The 14,514-nt window shown below is 53.7% G+C and carries 15 protein-coding genes; 9 read left to right on the top strand and 6 right to left on the bottom strand.

Annotation, left to right across the window (positions count from 1 at the left end; translation table 11 throughout):
* The first annotated feature begins 271 nt into the window (after positions 1–271).
* Positions 272–1,612, top strand: a complete 1,341-nt coding sequence (locus ACE99V_RS09985) for an APC family permease (protein WP_400490933.1) — start codon at positions 272–274, stop codon at positions 1,610–1,612.
* 80 nt (positions 1,613–1,692) lie between these two features.
* Here ACE99V_RS09985 and ACE99V_RS09990 read toward each other — a convergent pair whose 3' ends face one another.
* The 4 genes from ACE99V_RS09990 to ACE99V_RS10005 form a co-directional block, all read right to left on the bottom strand.
* A complete protein-coding gene (locus ACE99V_RS09990; RefSeq protein ID WP_400490934.1) occupies positions 1,693–2,937 on the bottom strand; it encodes a ribonuclease H-like domain-containing protein in 1,245 nt (414 codons plus the stop codon).
* The gene (locus tag ACE99V_RS09995) at positions 2,927–5,209 is read right to left on the bottom strand and encodes a DEAD/DEAH box helicase (protein ID WP_400490935.1); all 2,283 of its coding nucleotides are present in this window, start codon (positions 5,207–5,209) and stop codon (positions 2,927–2,929) included. The genes ACE99V_RS09990 and ACE99V_RS09995 overlap by 11 nt, the downstream gene beginning before the upstream one ends.
* 117 nt (positions 5,210–5,326) lie before the next feature.
* Entirely contained in the window at positions 5,327–5,806 is a 480-nt protein-coding gene (locus ACE99V_RS10000; RefSeq protein WP_400490936.1) for a CcdC family protein, read from the bottom strand.
* An 89-nt stretch (positions 5,807–5,895) separates the two neighbouring features.
* Entirely contained in the window at positions 5,896–7,107 is a 1,212-nt protein-coding gene (locus tag ACE99V_RS10005) for an MFS transporter (RefSeq protein ID WP_400490937.1), read from the bottom strand.
* A gap of 178 nt (positions 7,108–7,285) precedes the next feature.
* Between ACE99V_RS10005 and ACE99V_RS10010 the strand changes: the two genes are divergently transcribed.
* Together ACE99V_RS10010 and ACE99V_RS10015 are read left to right on the top strand one after the other, a co-directional pair.
* Positions 7,286–7,966 carry a CPBP family intramembrane glutamic endopeptidase gene (locus ACE99V_RS10010; protein WP_400490938.1) on the top strand — a complete coding sequence of 227 codons (681 nt, stop codon included), beginning with the start codon at positions 7,286–7,288 and terminating at the stop codon, positions 7,964–7,966.
* Positions 7,967–7,981: 15 nt separating this feature from the next.
* Entirely contained in the window at positions 7,982–8,527 is a 546-nt protein-coding gene (locus tag ACE99V_RS10015; RefSeq protein ID WP_400490939.1) for an RNA 2'-phosphotransferase, read from the top strand.
* Here ACE99V_RS10015 and ACE99V_RS10020 read toward each other — a convergent pair.
* Positions 8,524–9,054: a DUF309 domain-containing protein gene (locus ACE99V_RS10020; RefSeq protein WP_400490940.1), complete on the bottom strand. Its 531-nt coding sequence runs from the start codon at positions 9,052–9,054 to the stop codon at positions 8,524–8,526. The genes ACE99V_RS10015 and ACE99V_RS10020 overlap by 4 nt on opposite strands.
* A gap of 95 nt (positions 9,055–9,149) precedes the next feature.
* Between ACE99V_RS10020 and ACE99V_RS10025 the strand changes: the two genes are divergently transcribed.
* Entirely contained in the window at positions 9,150–9,386 is a 237-nt protein-coding gene (locus tag ACE99V_RS10025; RefSeq protein ID WP_400490941.1) for a hypothetical protein, read from the top strand.
* A gap of 62 nt (positions 9,387–9,448) precedes the next feature.
* Here ACE99V_RS10025 and ACE99V_RS10030 read toward each other — a convergent pair whose 3' ends face one another.
* The gene (locus tag ACE99V_RS10030) at positions 9,449–9,619 is read right to left on the bottom strand and encodes a YjzC family protein (RefSeq protein WP_400491006.1); all 171 of its coding nucleotides are present in this window, start codon (positions 9,617–9,619) and stop codon (positions 9,449–9,451) included.
* Between the two features lie 143 nt (positions 9,620–9,762).
* On the opposite strand from ACE99V_RS10030, the gene ACE99V_RS10035 reads away from it, so the two are divergent.
* The 5 genes from ACE99V_RS10035 to ACE99V_RS10055 all read left to right on the top strand — a co-directional run bounded on the left by ACE99V_RS10035 (position 9,763) and on the right by ACE99V_RS10055 (position 14,505).
* The gene (locus ACE99V_RS10035; protein ID WP_400490942.1) at positions 9,763–10,707 is read left to right on the top strand and encodes a GntR family transcriptional regulator; all 945 of its coding nucleotides are present in this window, start codon (positions 9,763–9,765) and stop codon (positions 10,705–10,707) included.
* Between the two features lie 17 nt (positions 10,708–10,724).
* Positions 10,725–11,630, top strand: coding sequence for a DMT family transporter (locus ACE99V_RS10040; RefSeq protein ID WP_400490943.1), 906 nt, complete (start codon positions 10,725–10,727; stop codon positions 11,628–11,630).
* A gap of 446 nt (positions 11,631–12,076) precedes the next feature.
* On the top strand, positions 12,077–12,430 hold the full coding sequence (locus ACE99V_RS10045) for a DUF4870 domain-containing protein (RefSeq protein ID WP_400490944.1): 354 nt from the start codon (positions 12,077–12,079) through the stop codon (positions 12,428–12,430).
* Positions 12,431–12,571: 141 nt separating this feature from the next.
* Positions 12,572–13,744, top strand: a complete 1,173-nt coding sequence (locus ACE99V_RS10050; RefSeq protein ID WP_400490945.1) for a CaiB/BaiF CoA transferase family protein — start codon at positions 12,572–12,574, stop codon at positions 13,742–13,744.
* Positions 13,744–14,505 carry an enoyl-CoA hydratase/isomerase family protein gene (locus ACE99V_RS10055; protein ID WP_400490946.1) on the top strand — a complete coding sequence of 254 codons (762 nt, stop codon included), beginning with the start codon at positions 13,744–13,746 and terminating at the stop codon, positions 14,503–14,505. Before ACE99V_RS10050 ends, ACE99V_RS10055 begins: the two co-directional genes overlap by 1 nt.
* Positions 14,506–14,514: the final 9 nt, after the last annotated feature.

The raw sequence follows: 14,514 nt of genomic DNA on the forward strand, positions 1-14,514 counted from the left end.
AGGATTTTCGAGGAGCACTGTTGAATTTCTTTAAGAAGAAAGGAATTCAGTCCCTCTTTTTGGATGTATTGCCTCGACAACACTACTTCCATTTAGAGAGCTGAATTCCTTTTGTTTTTGACTTACCCCAGGAATTTTTCAGGGGAAACTAGCTAATGCCGGGTGGGTTTTCTTATTTCACAATAATGAGAAAAAGAGCTTTTGTCCGGTGTCGTGGTATGATGATTTTGTCAGTTATATATAAACAAAAGTACATTCGGGGTGAACAAATATGGGGGAGCAGCAACTGAAGAAGGAAGTAGGCCTGACACTTGCCATGTCGCTCGTCATCGGTACGGTGATCGGCTCCGGAATTTTTATGAAACCGGGAAAAGTGATAGAGTACGCCGGCGATTCCACGTTGGCGCTCTGGGCCTGGGTGCTGGGCGGTCTCATTACTCTCGCTGGCGGTCTGACCATTGCCGAGGTAGGAACGCAGATACCCAAAACCGGTGGCTTGTACGTGTACCTGGAAGAAGTGTACGGCAAGGTATGGGGATTTTTGAGCGGTTGGGTGCAAACCATTATCTACGGACCTGCCATTATCGGGGCGCTGGGACTGTTCTTCGGGTCACTCGTAGCCAATTTATTTCAGTGGGGAAACGAGTGGAAGCTCCCCATCGGAATTGCCTCCGTGGTCTTTTTAGCCGCAGTAAACAGTCTGGGAACGAGATACGGCGGTTTTGTCCAGAATGCGGCGACATTGGGAAAATTGATTCCGATCGCCTTCATTGCCATTTTTGGAGTATGGAAGGGAAACGGTCAACTGTTCGACATGACGAGCGGCGTCACCTCAGAGGTAAGCATGGGGGCTGCCATCCTGGCTACACTGTGGGCGTACGACGGATGGATGCTTGTCGGATTTATGGCAGGGGAGATGAAAAATCCGGCCAAAGTGCTCCCGCGCGCCATCATCGGCGGTCTGAGCGTTGTAACTGCAGCCTATCTGTTGGTCAATGTGGCCCTGCTAAAATTGCTTCCGGCAGCGCAGATTGTGCAATTGGGTGAAAACGCGGCCGGAACAGCCGCTGCCCTCCTGTTTGGAGAGGTTGGCGGAAAATTGATCAGTGCGGGCATTCTCATTTCTATCTTCGGCTGCCTCAACGGTAAAATCCTCGCCTTCCCGCGGGTGCCTTTTGCCATGGCGGAGCGGAACCAGCTGCCAGGGGCCAACTTGTTAACCAAAGTTCACGCAAAGTACGGAACACCCGTAAACGCTCTCTTGTCCCAGGTGATCATCGCGATCGTCATGATGTTGTTGATCGATGTGGACCGCCTGTCGGACCTGGCCATCTTTTCCGTCTATCTGTTTTACATCCTGGCGTTTGCCGCCGTTTTCATCCTGCGCAAAAGGAATGCGGACAAACCGCGCACGTACAGCGTACCCCTGTATCCGATCGTGCCGCTGTTCGCTATCGTCGGCTCGGGCTACATCGTGATCAGCACCATCATGAACAATCCTTTGGACACGCTGGTTGCCATTGGCATTACCCTCGCCGGTTTGCCGCTGTACGGCTATCTAAAGCAGCGGGAAAAAAGAGGAGCGGTGCACAACAAAGAGACGCATGCCTAGGGCATGCGTCTGACCTTGTCGATAAAGAGGTCTTCCCACTGTAGCCACTTCCTCGACACCCTGAGACGCATGCGGCTTTTTCAGGTAGTGATCCGCTTTTCCAACCGCTCCAGCCGTTTTTGATAAGCACTCATTTCCGCTTTGGACGTCCGGCGCAGGATCGTCCTTTTTTTCTTCCATTCCTCGAAGGCCCGGCGCGTATAATGGAGTGCCTTTTCATAGTCTTTCAGCTGGTGTTCATAGATTTTTGCGGCCTCAATATAAATCTCTTCCGGTATGTAGGCGGATTCGCGGATGAGTGCTTCCCATATCGCCAAAGCCTGCTCCCACTGTTTCCGCTTTTTGTGAAGAAGGCCCAGGGCGATTTTTGCTTTGGCGCTGAGAACGTGCCTGCTTTCGGCGATGCGCAGGTACCCTCGATAGGCCATTTCATCTTCCCCCAGCGCCTCATACCAGCGGGCGATCTCAAACCCTTCCTCGCAAGAAACGGCTTCCTTCTCATGGGTAAGCAGCAGTTTGGATAGGTGGATGTACAGCGTGATAAGCGAAAGCACATCCAGTTCGTTATGATGCAATACCCCCTGAATCGTCTCGGGATCTCTGTTCTGCAGATAATCGAAATAGAGAATGGGAGCCATATATCCGGGAACGTCGTTCTTTCGCAGGACCCCCAGCTTTTCTCTTTCGATCAACGACAACCGGCAGGACTCCAGATCGTGCTTCCACAACCGTCTCGCTCCGTGCAGCAGATCGTAGTGGCCAAGCGGCGGAAGCTTTGGAACCGAGTCGCGGATCAGCGTGTGTCTCGTTTTCACCTGGGGCCAGTCAAACGCCTTGCCGTTAAAGGTAACCAGATGCGTTGACGATGTTACCTCAGAGAGAAACGATTGGTACAGGGTGATCTCCGCATGGGGAGCAGCCAAAAAATGCTGGCGCACCACCACGCTGTCCCCATCCAGACGGCTGTGACCCAACAGAAAAATGGTATTGCCTGCACCGCCGTGCAGCCCTGTCGTCTCCGTATCGAAAAACAGGAGATCCGCTGCCGTCCGTTGTGCGGTAGAGAGCGGATGGGAAATACCGGATTGTTCCCACGCTCTCATCACGTCAAAAAGCTGGGCGAAACGGTATGCTCCGTGCCGCTGCGTGAGGGGATAACGGACTTCCCTAACCATCACGTAATCGTCGTTCCACACAAAGGGTTTCGCCTGCAGGATTGCCCATTTCTCCTGATAGGGAATATCCGTTTGCGGCACGGGAGAAGGTAGGGGAGCCTCTTTTGTCAGATGGCCTTTGAATCGATTCAGTTTATCCTTAAGTGACATAGGGGCTTCCTCCCTGAGCTACGCGGAGCAGGGACAACGCAAGTTCCTTTCCCCCTTCTTCCGATGACCCGACACAGGAGGGGCATCCGGATTCGCACGGGCAAGAACAGATCAGCCCTTCCGCTTGCGTGAGGATGGTGTCCATTTCTTTGTACACCTGTTCGCTCAGCCCGACGCCACCCGGGTACCGGTCGTACAAAAAGATGGCAGGCTGTCCGGAATGGACCGCTTTCCGCTGCGGGATGACATGCAGATCCATCGGGTCGCACATCACGAACAAGGGAGCAACGTGCTGCAGCACGTGCGCCAGCCCGACCAGACCCCGTTCCACATCTTCCTTTCCAATCGTATCCAGAAGCGATTCGGAAAAGCTGATCCAGGCCGCATTCGTATGCAGCTCCTGCTCAGGCAGGTGAATCGGGCCGGACCCGATGTTTTCATGGGTTTCAAACTTGATTTTTTTGAAGATCGTCGCCATCGCGTGAACCGATACCTCGCCGTAGGCAAACTCGGCCTCCTGCCTGCGGCACACTTCGTCTTCTTCCAATACCTTCAGCTGAACGGCCAGATTGGCATCGGTATAGTAATCTACCGTCACTTCCCGCACATACGCTTTTTTCTCTTCATAGTCCAGCTTTTCCACCTGGTATTGAATCCCCTGGTGCAGATAGATGGCTTCTTCATGAAGAAGGGTAAGGGAACTGAACCGGTCCATTTCCCCAATGACGCGCTCATTTCCCCGTTCGGTGATATCAATGATGACCACATTCTCCTGGGAAGCGGAACGCAGGCTGATGTTGTGCGCGGGAAAAGAATCGTTCATCCAGAACCACTTGCCTTTGGAGTGATGCAGGATTTGTTCTTCGGTGAGAAACTCCAGGATTTCCACGATTTCAGCCTTGCCGAACCGGTCGCCTTCTGTAAACGGCAGTTCATAGGCAGCACATTTGATGTGATCCACCAGGATAATCAGATTGTCCGGATTGATTCTCGCAGACTCGGGGCTTCGTCCGAAGAAGTACTCCGGATGCGAAATGACGTATTGATCCAGCGGAGTGGAACTGCCCACCAGGACCACGACCGATTCCCCCTGACGCCGTCCGGCCCGTCCAGCCTGCTGCCAGGTGCTAGCAACCGATCCGGGGTATCCGGTGATCACGCACACCTGCAGCTGACCGATGTCGACGCCAAGCTCCAGCGCATTCGTACTAACCACGCCCAGGATGTCGCCGCTTTTCAGACCCCGTTCAATCTCCCGCCGCTGGCTGGGAAGGTATCCGCCGCGGTATCCCTGAATGGTTTTCGGACCCAGCTTCTTTTTGATTCGCTCCTGCAGGTATTTCAGGAGAATTTCCACACGGACCCGGCTTCTCGCGAACAGAATCGTCTGGATCCCGTTGGAAAGGAACGCATCGGTGATGTCCCGCGCTTCCAGTGTGGCGCTCCGCCGGATATTCAGCTGACGGTTGACGACAGGCGGGTTGTAAAAAAGAAAATGCTTTTTGCCTGATGGCGCGCCGTTGTTGTCGACCAGCTCCATCTTTTCTTCTGTCAACTGCTCAGCCAGTTCTTTTGGATTGGCGATGGTAGCGGACGTGCAGATAAATTGCGGCCGGCTTCCGTAAAAGGAACAGATCCGCTTTAACCGGCGAATGACGTTTGCCACGTGGCTGCCGAATACGCCGCGATAGGTATGCAGCTCGTCAATGACGACGTACCGCAGATGCTCAAAAAAAGATACCCACTTGGTGTGGTGGGGGAGAATGGCAGAATGAAGCATATCCGGATTGGTGATGACGATATTTCCCGCTTTTCGAATCGTTTGCCGGATCTGTGCCGGTGTATCGCCGTCATAGGTTTCCGACTTGATGGAAAGTCCCATCTCGTTGATTAATTCATGCAGCTCGCTTTTTTGGTCCTGTGCCAATGCCTTGGTGGGAAACAGGTACAGAGCGCGCGCCTGCGGTTCTTCGGTCAGGGTTTGCAGCACCGGCAGATGATAGCACATGCTTTTCCCGGAGGCGGTGGGGGTCACGGCTACGATGTGTTTTCCCTCCTGAACGAGGCGAAAGGAGGTCTCCTGATGAGTGTACAGCGAGGCAATCCCTCGTTTGGACAAGGTTTGCCGAATTCGCTCATCCATGCCGGAAGGAAAAGGGACGGTCCGGGCTTCGCGAGGGGGAATGGTTTCCCAGTGTACGACGTGTTTCCGGAACCGCTCGTCCTGGCGAAACTGTTCCAGGAGTTGAGTCAGATCTCGTTTCACATTCATGGTTTGATCACCTTCTTCTTCCTTCATTCTACGAATGGATGTTCGGGTTGTAAATATAAAAAAAGCTTTCGCCGATGAAGCGAAAGCTTAGCGCTAGCTGCTGCCGGGTGGGTTTTTTCAGGTTTGCGCCGTTTTCTTCACCAACTGGCGGTACATGTACAGCATGGCGAGACGCCACGGAGCAATCATGCCAAAAGCCAGGATGAAGAACAGGCCTGCCGACTGGAGAGGCGTAAACGAGTCGTTCACATAAAGCTTGATGGAGAAGCGAATGACGAGCAGTCCGAGCAGGATGGCGAAAAACGCTTTTGATCTCTTCAGGTATACGTCCTGACCGACGATTTCAAACCTGGATGTCACAATCAAGGGAATGGATAGCAAAAGCCCGGCGAAAAAGGCGATCAAATCATACGATAGCGGCGTTGCCGTCTCCGGAAAATGAAACATGGCAAAACCGGTTGACATGAACACCGGCGGCAGGATAATGCTGCGGGTTGAGACCGGCTTTTTCGCAGACCGCATCCGCACCAGGATCACCATGGTCGCCATGAGCAAAGTGACCAGCATGCCGAGAGATGTGGAAGAGAGAATCTGCATGGGTGCCACTCCTTTCTTTCGTACCACGCTGATAGTAGTGTACACCATTCAGGTGCGAACGTAAAAGCGTTTGGTGTGCTTTGCCACTTCTACGCAGAACGGGCAGGAGCTGTTCCGTCCGTTTCCCGGACGTCCAGAGCGTGCCGTTTGGTGTACAGGATCGTCATCAGCGTCATCAGCAGTGTGACGGTTCCGATGACCAGCATGTAACCCGAGATGCCAAGGAGGTCCAGACACGCTCCGGTGGTGCCCAGTGCGACCAGAAACAGGGCGCGGTCAAGCATTCCCTTGAAGGAAAAGAACCGGCCTTGCTGGTGTTCTGCCAGTCGCTTTTGAAAAATGGTAGTGGTCACGGGAAAGAAGAAGGCGACGGTAAACCCGAACAGGCCAAACGAGGCGAGGACCATGAAGCGGCTTTCTGCAAACGACATGCCATACTGGGAGATCGCGAACAAAAAGAGCAGCGTCGTGGAGGTTGCAACCAGGTTTCTGCCTCCGATCCATCGCTTGGCCAACAAGCCGCCCACGAGTATGCTCGTTCCCTCCACCGTATAGATCCAGCCCATCAGCTCAGGCGTGCGTTGAATTTCGCTGAAGTTCAGCACCAGCAGGTTAAAGCCGCCGAGAAACAGGGTAATCAACCCCATGTTGGCCAGACCGACAAGGAGCGCCGGATCGTTTTTGGTCAGGGTAAGCACTTCGCGGAACTCCAGCTTTTCCTGCCGCTTGCGGGCTTCACTCCGAGGAATTTTCAGCGCAAGCGTGATCAGCGCCAGCGCCGCGTACGCTGCGACGGAGAGAAGATAGAGCAGGTACAGATCCATCGCTGCCACCATCACGCCGCCGATTGCAGTCCCGCCGATTCGCGACAGGGTAGCGATGTTCAGGTAGACGCTGTTTGCCTTCAGCAGGTCTCCCGGTGACAGGATGGCCGGAAGCGATGCCTGAACAGTGGGAAAGTAAAAGGCGGCCGACCCTTGCATAATGACCAGCGAGACGACCATCCATCCGAGTGAATCATATGCGAGGGCGGGCAGCATGCAGATCGGACTGAGGCAGCGGACGAGACTGGCTGCCAGCATGATCTTTTGTTTGTCAAAGCGGTCAATCATGACGCCTGCTTTTGGCGAGAGCAGGATGCTGACAACCAAACCGCTCATCAGGATCAGCCCCTTGAGAAAGTCGGAGGGGATTTGATGCTGCATGAACTGCAGATTGGCGATGATGGAGATCCACATGCCGGCGCCAGCGACAATTTCCCCCGTCATCAGCAGAAGAAATGTACGGTTAGAGAGCAACACGACTGTCGCTCCTTTCTGAAAGAAATCGAAAGACTAGCCAAACTTATCAAAGATTTTTTATCAGAGAACAGTATAGCATCCGGCAATCATTTTGTATATGTAATCCCTTTCTACGTATTCATGGCGTGAACATGGGGAATCCTATACAGGCTATCAGTGAGAAAGGACATCTTACCCTATGAAGCGGAAGCGTAGCCTGCTGCTGTTAATCTGTTACGGCTTTTTAGCCACACTTGCCGTCTTTTACGGATTGTTGGAAATGCAGAGCTTGTTCGTTACCTTCCTCTCGTTTCATCTTCTGGTTTGTCTGGGAATTCCTCTGCTCCACGCTTTATGGGAGGGAGAATTGCGAACCCGCTGGCGATTGGCCTGGGAAACCTTTGACAAGAGTGGGATGGCGTACGGCGTTCTGTTGGGAGTGTTCCTGTTTACGGCTATTGTCGCCGGGATGTGGCTGTTGTTGCACCACGGCGTTCAGGAAGAACGGATTCGCTTCACGCTGGAGCGCTGGGGACTGACATCGGCCTGGATTGGCTGGTTTGCCCTGTACACTGTCATTGTGAATTCTCTCCTGGAGGAATTGCTGTGGCGGGGTTTCGTGCTGCAGCGCCTGCTGCGCGGGGTGCGCCGGCCAACCGCGATCATCGTCAGCAGTTTCTTTTTCGCCTTGTATCATTTGATCGTCGGCGTGGTGCTGTTCGGCTTGCAGTGGGGAATCGCGGTCACCGCGCTCGTCTTTGGAGCAGGAGTACTATGGGCCTGGCTCAAAGGCTGCTTCCCCTCCGCGTATCCCACGTGGATCAGTCATCTTTTGGCCGATCTGGGGTTGATGGTCGTGTTGGTCGTCTGGATATTCTAGCAGGAGGTGGCAGTCATGCTGGCAACGTTTGAAGAAGCCCGTCTGCGCAAGCGGATGCTCAGTATCTTACGGCAAAACAGCGAGCATTTGCTGCTTTATTTTGATACCTACGGCTTTACATCGGTCGACAGGCTGATTGCGTACGTACGGAACCTGAAAGGATTTGAGACGATTTCTCGTGCCGATTTGCGTCAGGTGGTGGAAAACGATCCCAAGCGCCAGCTGGAGTGGGACGGGGGAGCCTTGATCCGTGCGACGTACGGATTTTTACCTGAACGCAGCCGCGTCGGAGTGGAGCGGAGGCCTCCAGAGATCCTGCACTACGGTACGCATCGAAAACTTTTGGGACAAATTGCGGCCGGGGGATTGCTCCCAATCGCCAGCAAGCTGGTACAGTTGGCAGCGGATCCGAGCGATATCGGCACACCTGGAGATACGCTGATGATTCTTGCCGTCCGTGCACAGGCGGCACATGACAACGGGGTGCGCTTTTTTCAAGCGACGGAGAGGTACTATTTCAGCGAGGCGATTCCGGCGTCGTTTCTCGACATAAGCTGTTAAGGTTCCTCACGGCGTGCCTGTTTTTGCTGCAGCTGCCGAGCCCGCTCTTCGATGACTTCCGTTCGATCCCGTAGCTTGTGCTTGTTGAGCAGGAACTCGTCGGCCAGGTTGCTCTCCTGACCGAACGAAAATCCGCGCAATTGGCACTGTTCACGGCAGTGTGACAGAAGTGTCTCGTCCTTAATGGGAAGGTTGAAGCTGGAGTACGGGGCATTTTGCTGCAATTCCTCAAGGCGACCGTTCAAAAGTCGGATCAGCTTGGGAGCATCCAAACCCAATTGTTCCAGCGCCGCCTGTTCACGGTTCAGCAGATTGACGGCGCTTTGCATCATCTTCAGAGCACCGGCCCTATTGTTTCGACGCTGGTGGTACAAGGCTACGGCTATTTGAATCAATCCCACCCAGACCGGGCTTCGTCTGCCGGCAGGCATGCTTTTCCAGTGCTCTTCCAGGATCTCATGGCATTCGAAGTAGTCCCGATCCCCGTGGAAGTGAACGAGGTAGTCGAGATAGGCTTGTGGATACATAGGATTTTGCTCCTTGCTTTTGTTTTTTCCTCTTCCATTATGTACTATGATAGGAGTGACGACAAAGAGATTTGCCAAATTGAGGTGTGGTAGCGATGACAAAGGAAGAGATTCTGGCGGTTTTGGAAAAAAGGCGTATGACGGAAATAATCGAACTGATCGAGGATGCCGAGGCGGGGGAACTGGAGGAGCTGGAACTGGTGGAAAGCCTGGGACTTTTGATGGACGAGGAGCTCAATCGGGAAGTCCTGCAGCTCTTGCAGCGACTCGGTGTGACCATCACGTATCTCAAGGGGGATGAAGAAGACTTCGAAGAGGATGAAGAAGATTGATCCGTTCATAGGGCATGTGAAAGAACCAACCGTTTGCCGGATCAAAGGGTTGGTTCTTTCACCTATTTTTGTGTCCATACGCGATTTTTGTTACGGGTCGCGGGGAATTTGTCCCCTTTTCCCAGTTCGATGATCATAGGGTCCTGCACGCTTGCGCCGGATTCCCCGATTTCCATGTAAACCGCGTTTTTCGGAGATTTGTCCCCCTCTTTAAAGCGGCTGCGCTCGCCCATCATGCTCACCTCGCTTTCCGCAAACCGGAGTCCCGCTTAGTATCTCCCGCCCGTTCCCGTTCATCCGCAGGGAGGGATATTGACGCCATTGTCTGAAATGATATACGATTGAAATTATATGAAATTTCGGAGGATCCATTCACATGTTTCGTCTGACCCTGCAAAAGGATTCCAATGTTTCTTATCACGAACAGCTGTATCAGCAGATTGCCGCCTCCATCCGCAGCGGGGAGCTTCCGACACACTCGCAGCTTCCCACCGTGCGCGAGCTGGCTGCGCAGTTGAAGGTAAATTACAATACCGTACGCAGCGTCTATCTGCGGCTGCAGCAGGAGGGATTGGTGGACTCCAGACAAGGCCGCGGAACCACTGTCAGCAACGTGGTGAACGATCCGCTGCTCACGCGAAATCCGGCCCACCTGGCGCTCTTGGCCAAGGAAACCCTTCACAAGGTAAAGGCGATGGGCTATTCCATGGAGGAATTTACCCGTGTCTTGTCCGTGGTTATGCAGGAGGTAAACCAACTGCCTGTCTTGTTCCTGCGCTTTACCGAACTGGAGCTGGCCGAGTACCTGCGTCTGGTTCAATACCATTTGCCCAGTGCCATGGTAGAGGGTTGGACGTTGGATGATTTCTGGGAGCGGCTGGAGCAGGACACATCGTTCCTGATGCAGTACAAAGCGATCGTCGCCCATCCGTCTGTCAGCGCAAAAGTAAAGCAGGCTCTGCCGCGTGAGGCACCGCCTGTCGTCAGCGTGGATTTTATTCCGGATCCCACTGTTGTCATCCCTGCTGTGGAGGCATACCCCCGTCATACCAAAGTAGGCTTGATCTGCGCTACCATCCGCGGAGCAGAAGGGATGATTGACGATTTGCACAATGCCGGCATTACTCATCTGGATTTGCGGACCATTGAAGCCAACCACCCTGACGTCTTCGATCTTATCGCCAATTGCGACGTGGTCTACATTTCCAAGCCGGGATACATGACAAGGCCGAACTTGTTGACCTTGCCCAAGGTAAAGGAATTCCGCGAAATTCCCGATCACCACGGTATCAATGAACTGCGAAAAATTGTGACCCAATAAAGAGAGAAGGTATTTTTGTGAGCAAAGCCAACCTGATGTTGATGGCTGCCGTAGTCCTCTGGGGAATCACCATCGTTCCAACAAAGTGGGGGCTGGAGACATTTCCCCCGTTTACCCTGATGTTTTTGCGCTTGGTTTTGGCAAGCCTGATCTTTCTTCCATTTGCCTGGAAGAGAGCGCAAGAGCGGTTGGGTACCATTTTGGTTCCCTGGGGGCGGATCGCGCTTCTCTCCTTTACCGGGGTGGCGGGCTACTTTTTATTCAACTCTGCCGGGGTAGCCTTGACCAGCGGTGTACATGCGAGCATTATTTCCGCTTCGCTTCCGTTGTTTACGCTTCTCTTGGCCGCGTTTTATCTCAAAGAGACCATCACGGTGCCGCAGTGGCTGGGCCTGTTTATGGGCACACTCGGCGTCCTGCTCATCACTGTCCAGTCCGATACGCAGCACGGCAGTTCTGTGCTGGGCGATTTGCTTGTGCTGGCCAGTGAACTGATCTGGGCCATTTACGTGATTCAGATGAAGCGGCCGCAGGGAGAAGAACGGCTGCCCAGCGAGCTGTTTACCGCTTTGACCTTGTTTATCGGCGGGATCATGATACTGCCTTTTGCGGCTGTTGAGACGTGGATCTACGGCTGGTCGGAGCTGACCCTAACATCGCTTTGGATTGTCGTGTTTCTTGTACTTGGTCCCACGATCATGGCGTACTGGCTGTGGAACAAAGGCATTGCCTCCACATCTGCTGCGCGCGCAGGCATCTATTTGAACGCGATGCCGCTGATCAGTGTCCTGGGGTCCGTCAGTCTGTTGGGGGAGCATCTCACCTGGAAGACGGTTTTTGGCGGAGTTCTGGTTCTCGTCGGGGTCTTTGGATCGGAGCGTGCCAAGCGGATTGAGCAGCCGGTCGCTGTTTCCACTGAGTAGATGCCCACAGGATACCCGCTGATTTTTTCCATCAGTTAGACAGGTGTACCATTCCTTCATACCCTTCGCGACATACCTTGTAACTGTAACGACGCGAGGGGGTGAGGTAATGAGCTGCGGATGCAAGAAATCCCATAAGCAAAGATGTCATTACAAAAAATGCTGCAAGAAAAAGTACTACAAAAAACATTGCTACTATAAGCCTTACTACATGACCAAGTGCGATGAATATCACAAAGGATACGACTCCTCTTCTTCTGGTTCCTCTTCTTCCATGATGTATGGCTATCACCACAAGGGCTATGGCATGGACAGCCGTTACTAAACGGAAAAAGCGCCGCACAGGCGCTTTTTTGCTGTTCAGTGCGCAACTTTTGCCAGTTTTTGCGCAACTTTTGCCAGTTTTCGTAGTACAGTGAAGTAGAAGAACGCGAGGAGGCGTAAACATGGATCATTATGTTCCCGGCAAAGAGGAACGGTTGTGGGCAACCATTGCGCACCTGTCCGCTTTTTGTGGTTTTATCTTTCCGCTCGGTAACGTTCTGGGGCCGTTGATCGTCTGGTTGATCAAGCGGGAGGAGGGCCCCTTTGTCGACCATCAGGGAAAAGAGGCGCTCAACTTTGGCATCAGCGTTGCATTGTACGCGGTCATCAGCTACATCCTGGTGTTTGTACTGATTGGCGTCCTGATGCTGATCGCCTTGGGAATCTTCTGGATCGTCGTACTGATCCTGGCCGCTGTTCGGACGAATGATGGCAGGCCGTACCGCTATCCGCTTTCGATTCGTTTTATCAAGTAAGGGCAACAGAACGAGGCCGGTCCATACGGGAACGGTCTTTTTTCATTAATGGAAAATTGATACATTTTTCTGAAAGAAACAGGATTGAAACAGGGAGGCAGCGAAATACAATGTAGGATGAAGTGTGAAAGGAGGTCGTGTATGTTAACCGGCATTACCGTTGTCGACTTTACCCGTCATTTGCCCGGTCCGTATTGTACGATGCGGCTGGCTGACCTGGGTGCGGAGGTCATCAAAGTAGAGGCGTACCCGTTGGGGGACCCTGGGCGCACGATGGGGCCGAAAATCCGCGAGACGGGTGCTCTGTATCTCAGCTCCAACCGAAACAAGCGAAGCGTAGCGCTCAATTTGCGCTCAGCGGAAGGAAGAGAGCTCGCCTTTTTGCTCGCCCGGCAGGCCGATGTGGTAGTGGAAAGCTTTCGCCCCGGGGTGATGCATCACCTGGGTCTCGACTATGCCCGATTAAAGCAGGTTCATCCGCAGATTGTCTACTGTTCGGTCACCGGTTACGGCCAAGACGGAGCCATGCACCAGCTTGGCGGTCACGACCTCAACTACCAGGCCGTCAGCGGTTTTCTCTCAACGATTCGCGACGGGGAAGGGCGACCCGTCATCTCGGAGGTTCCCATCGCCGATTACGCGGTGGGGTTGTACGCAGCCGAGCAGATTTGCGCGGCTCTCGTTCAGCGGTCGACCAGAGGAACGGGAGCGTATCTCGACGTCGCCTCGACGGACCTGCTCGCCTCCTGGATGGGGATGCATGCATCCCTGATCCATCACGGCCAGGAGAGGGATATGCAACAGTTTCTCAAGGGACTGCTCGCCTACAACGCATACGAGACGGCAGACGGTCGCTTCGTTGCTTTGGCCGCACTCGAAGAAAAGTTCTGGCAAAACTTCTGCCGGGCAGTGGGGCGGGAGGACTGGGAGACGCTTCATGGCGCAAGCATTTCTGATTGTCCCGAGGTGTACGACGAGATGAAAGCGCTTTTTTTGACCCGGACGCAGGCGGAATGGAACGAACTGGGCAGCGAGGTAGACTGCTGTCTGACTTCCGTCGAGGAAATCGATACCTGGGCGGAGAGTCCCTATGTCGCAAGCCGGGCGGTGACGTTCACGCTTCCGTATGAGGAAACGACCGAGACGCTGCAGGTTAGAACGGAGCAGTACAGATCGCTGCAGACCATGACACCGCCTCCTTCCTGCGGCGAGCACACGCGTGAAGTGTTGAGAGAAAAGCTGCTTTGTACAGATGAACAACTGGACGCACTCGTTCGCAGGGGGATCATCCCCCAGGAAAGGAGCAAAATTTGATGGAACAGGTCCAAACCCAACCCGTTTTGACAGAAGTGAAAGAGGGCGTCTTTACGATTACGCTGAACCGGCCGCAAGTGTTGAATGCCATGACCTTGGAGATGTTCAGTGACTTGCGGAAAGCAATTGCCCAGGCTGCAAACCACGCAGAAGCGGAAGTCGTCCTGCTTAGAGGAGCGGGTGGAAATTTCTGCTCGGGAGCGGACTTGAGCGTGCTGGCAAAACTGAGCAAGCCGGAGGAAGCAGATGTCTCACTGACGCTGATCAACGACTTTTTGATGCAGCTTCATTACATGAACAAGCCTGTTGTTGCCCTGATCGAAGGGGTTGCAGTAGGGGCCGGCCTCAATCTGGCGCTGCACGCCGACTTTGTCGTGGCCACCACGGACGCCGTGCTGCAGGAGCCGTTCGTACATATCGGCTTGACCACAGACTTTGGCGGGACCTATTTGCTACCCCGACTCGTAGGGATGGCGCAGGCAAAACGCCTGGCTCTTCTGGGAGAAAAAGTCTCCGGCAAAGAAGCGGAGCGGATCGGTCTGATCTACAAGGCGGTCGAAGCCGAGACAATCGAACAGGAGGTGAACCAGTTGATTGCCGCCCTGCGCCGCTTGCCAAGACAGGCGCTGTCCAAGACAAAAGAGGGCTTGGAAAAGGGCGTCGAGCTTACGCTTGAGCAGGTGCTCGCCTGGGAGAAGGCGCAACAACCTTCTCTGATCCTGCATCCAGACTTTCAGAATCTGGTTCAGGCAAAATTATAAAGAAAGTAA

This window comes from Brevibacillus soli (assembly GCF_044759095.2).
Lineage (GTDB): Bacteria > Bacillota > Bacilli > Brevibacillales > Brevibacillaceae > JBIYSM02.

Excerpts from the sequence above, each read along its gene's own strand:
- ACE99V_RS09985 (WP_400490933.1), top strand. The coding sequence starts at position 272 with ATGGGGGAGCAGCAACTGAAGAAGGAAGTAGGCCTGACACTTGCCATG.
- ACE99V_RS09990 (WP_400490934.1), bottom strand. The coding sequence starts at position 2,937 with ATGTCACTTAAGGATAAACTGAATCGATTCAAAGGCCATCTGACAAAA.
- ACE99V_RS09995 (WP_400490935.1), bottom strand. The coding sequence starts at position 5,209 with ATGAATGTGAAACGAGATCTGACTCAACTCCTGGAACAGTTTCGCCAG.
- ACE99V_RS10000 (WP_400490936.1), bottom strand. The coding sequence starts at position 5,806 with ATGCAGATTCTCTCTTCCACATCTCTCGGCATGCTGGTCACTTTGCTC.
- ACE99V_RS10010 (WP_400490938.1), top strand. The coding sequence starts at position 7,286 with ATGAAGCGGAAGCGTAGCCTGCTGCTGTTAATCTGTTACGGCTTTTTA.
- ACE99V_RS10015 (WP_400490939.1), top strand. The coding sequence starts at position 7,982 with ATGCTGGCAACGTTTGAAGAAGCCCGTCTGCGCAAGCGGATGCTCAGT.
- ACE99V_RS10020 (WP_400490940.1), bottom strand. The coding sequence starts at position 9,054 with ATGTATCCACAAGCCTATCTCGACTACCTCGTTCACTTCCACGGGGAT.
- ACE99V_RS10025 (WP_400490941.1), top strand. The coding sequence starts at position 9,150 with ATGACAAAGGAAGAGATTCTGGCGGTTTTGGAAAAAAGGCGTATGACG.
- ACE99V_RS10030 (WP_400491006.1), bottom strand. The coding sequence starts at position 9,619 with ATGGGCGAGCGCAGCCGCTTTAAAGAGGGGGACAAATCTCCGAAAAAC.
- ACE99V_RS10035 (WP_400490942.1), top strand. The coding sequence starts at position 9,763 with ATGTTTCGTCTGACCCTGCAAAAGGATTCCAATGTTTCTTATCACGAA.
- ACE99V_RS10045 (WP_400490944.1), top strand. The coding sequence starts at position 12,077 with ATGGATCATTATGTTCCCGGCAAAGAGGAACGGTTGTGGGCAACCATT.
- ACE99V_RS10050 (WP_400490945.1), top strand. The coding sequence starts at position 12,572 with ATGTTAACCGGCATTACCGTTGTCGACTTTACCCGTCATTTGCCCGGT.
- ACE99V_RS10055 (WP_400490946.1), top strand. The coding sequence starts at position 13,744 with ATGGAACAGGTCCAAACCCAACCCGTTTTGACAGAAGTGAAAGAGGGC.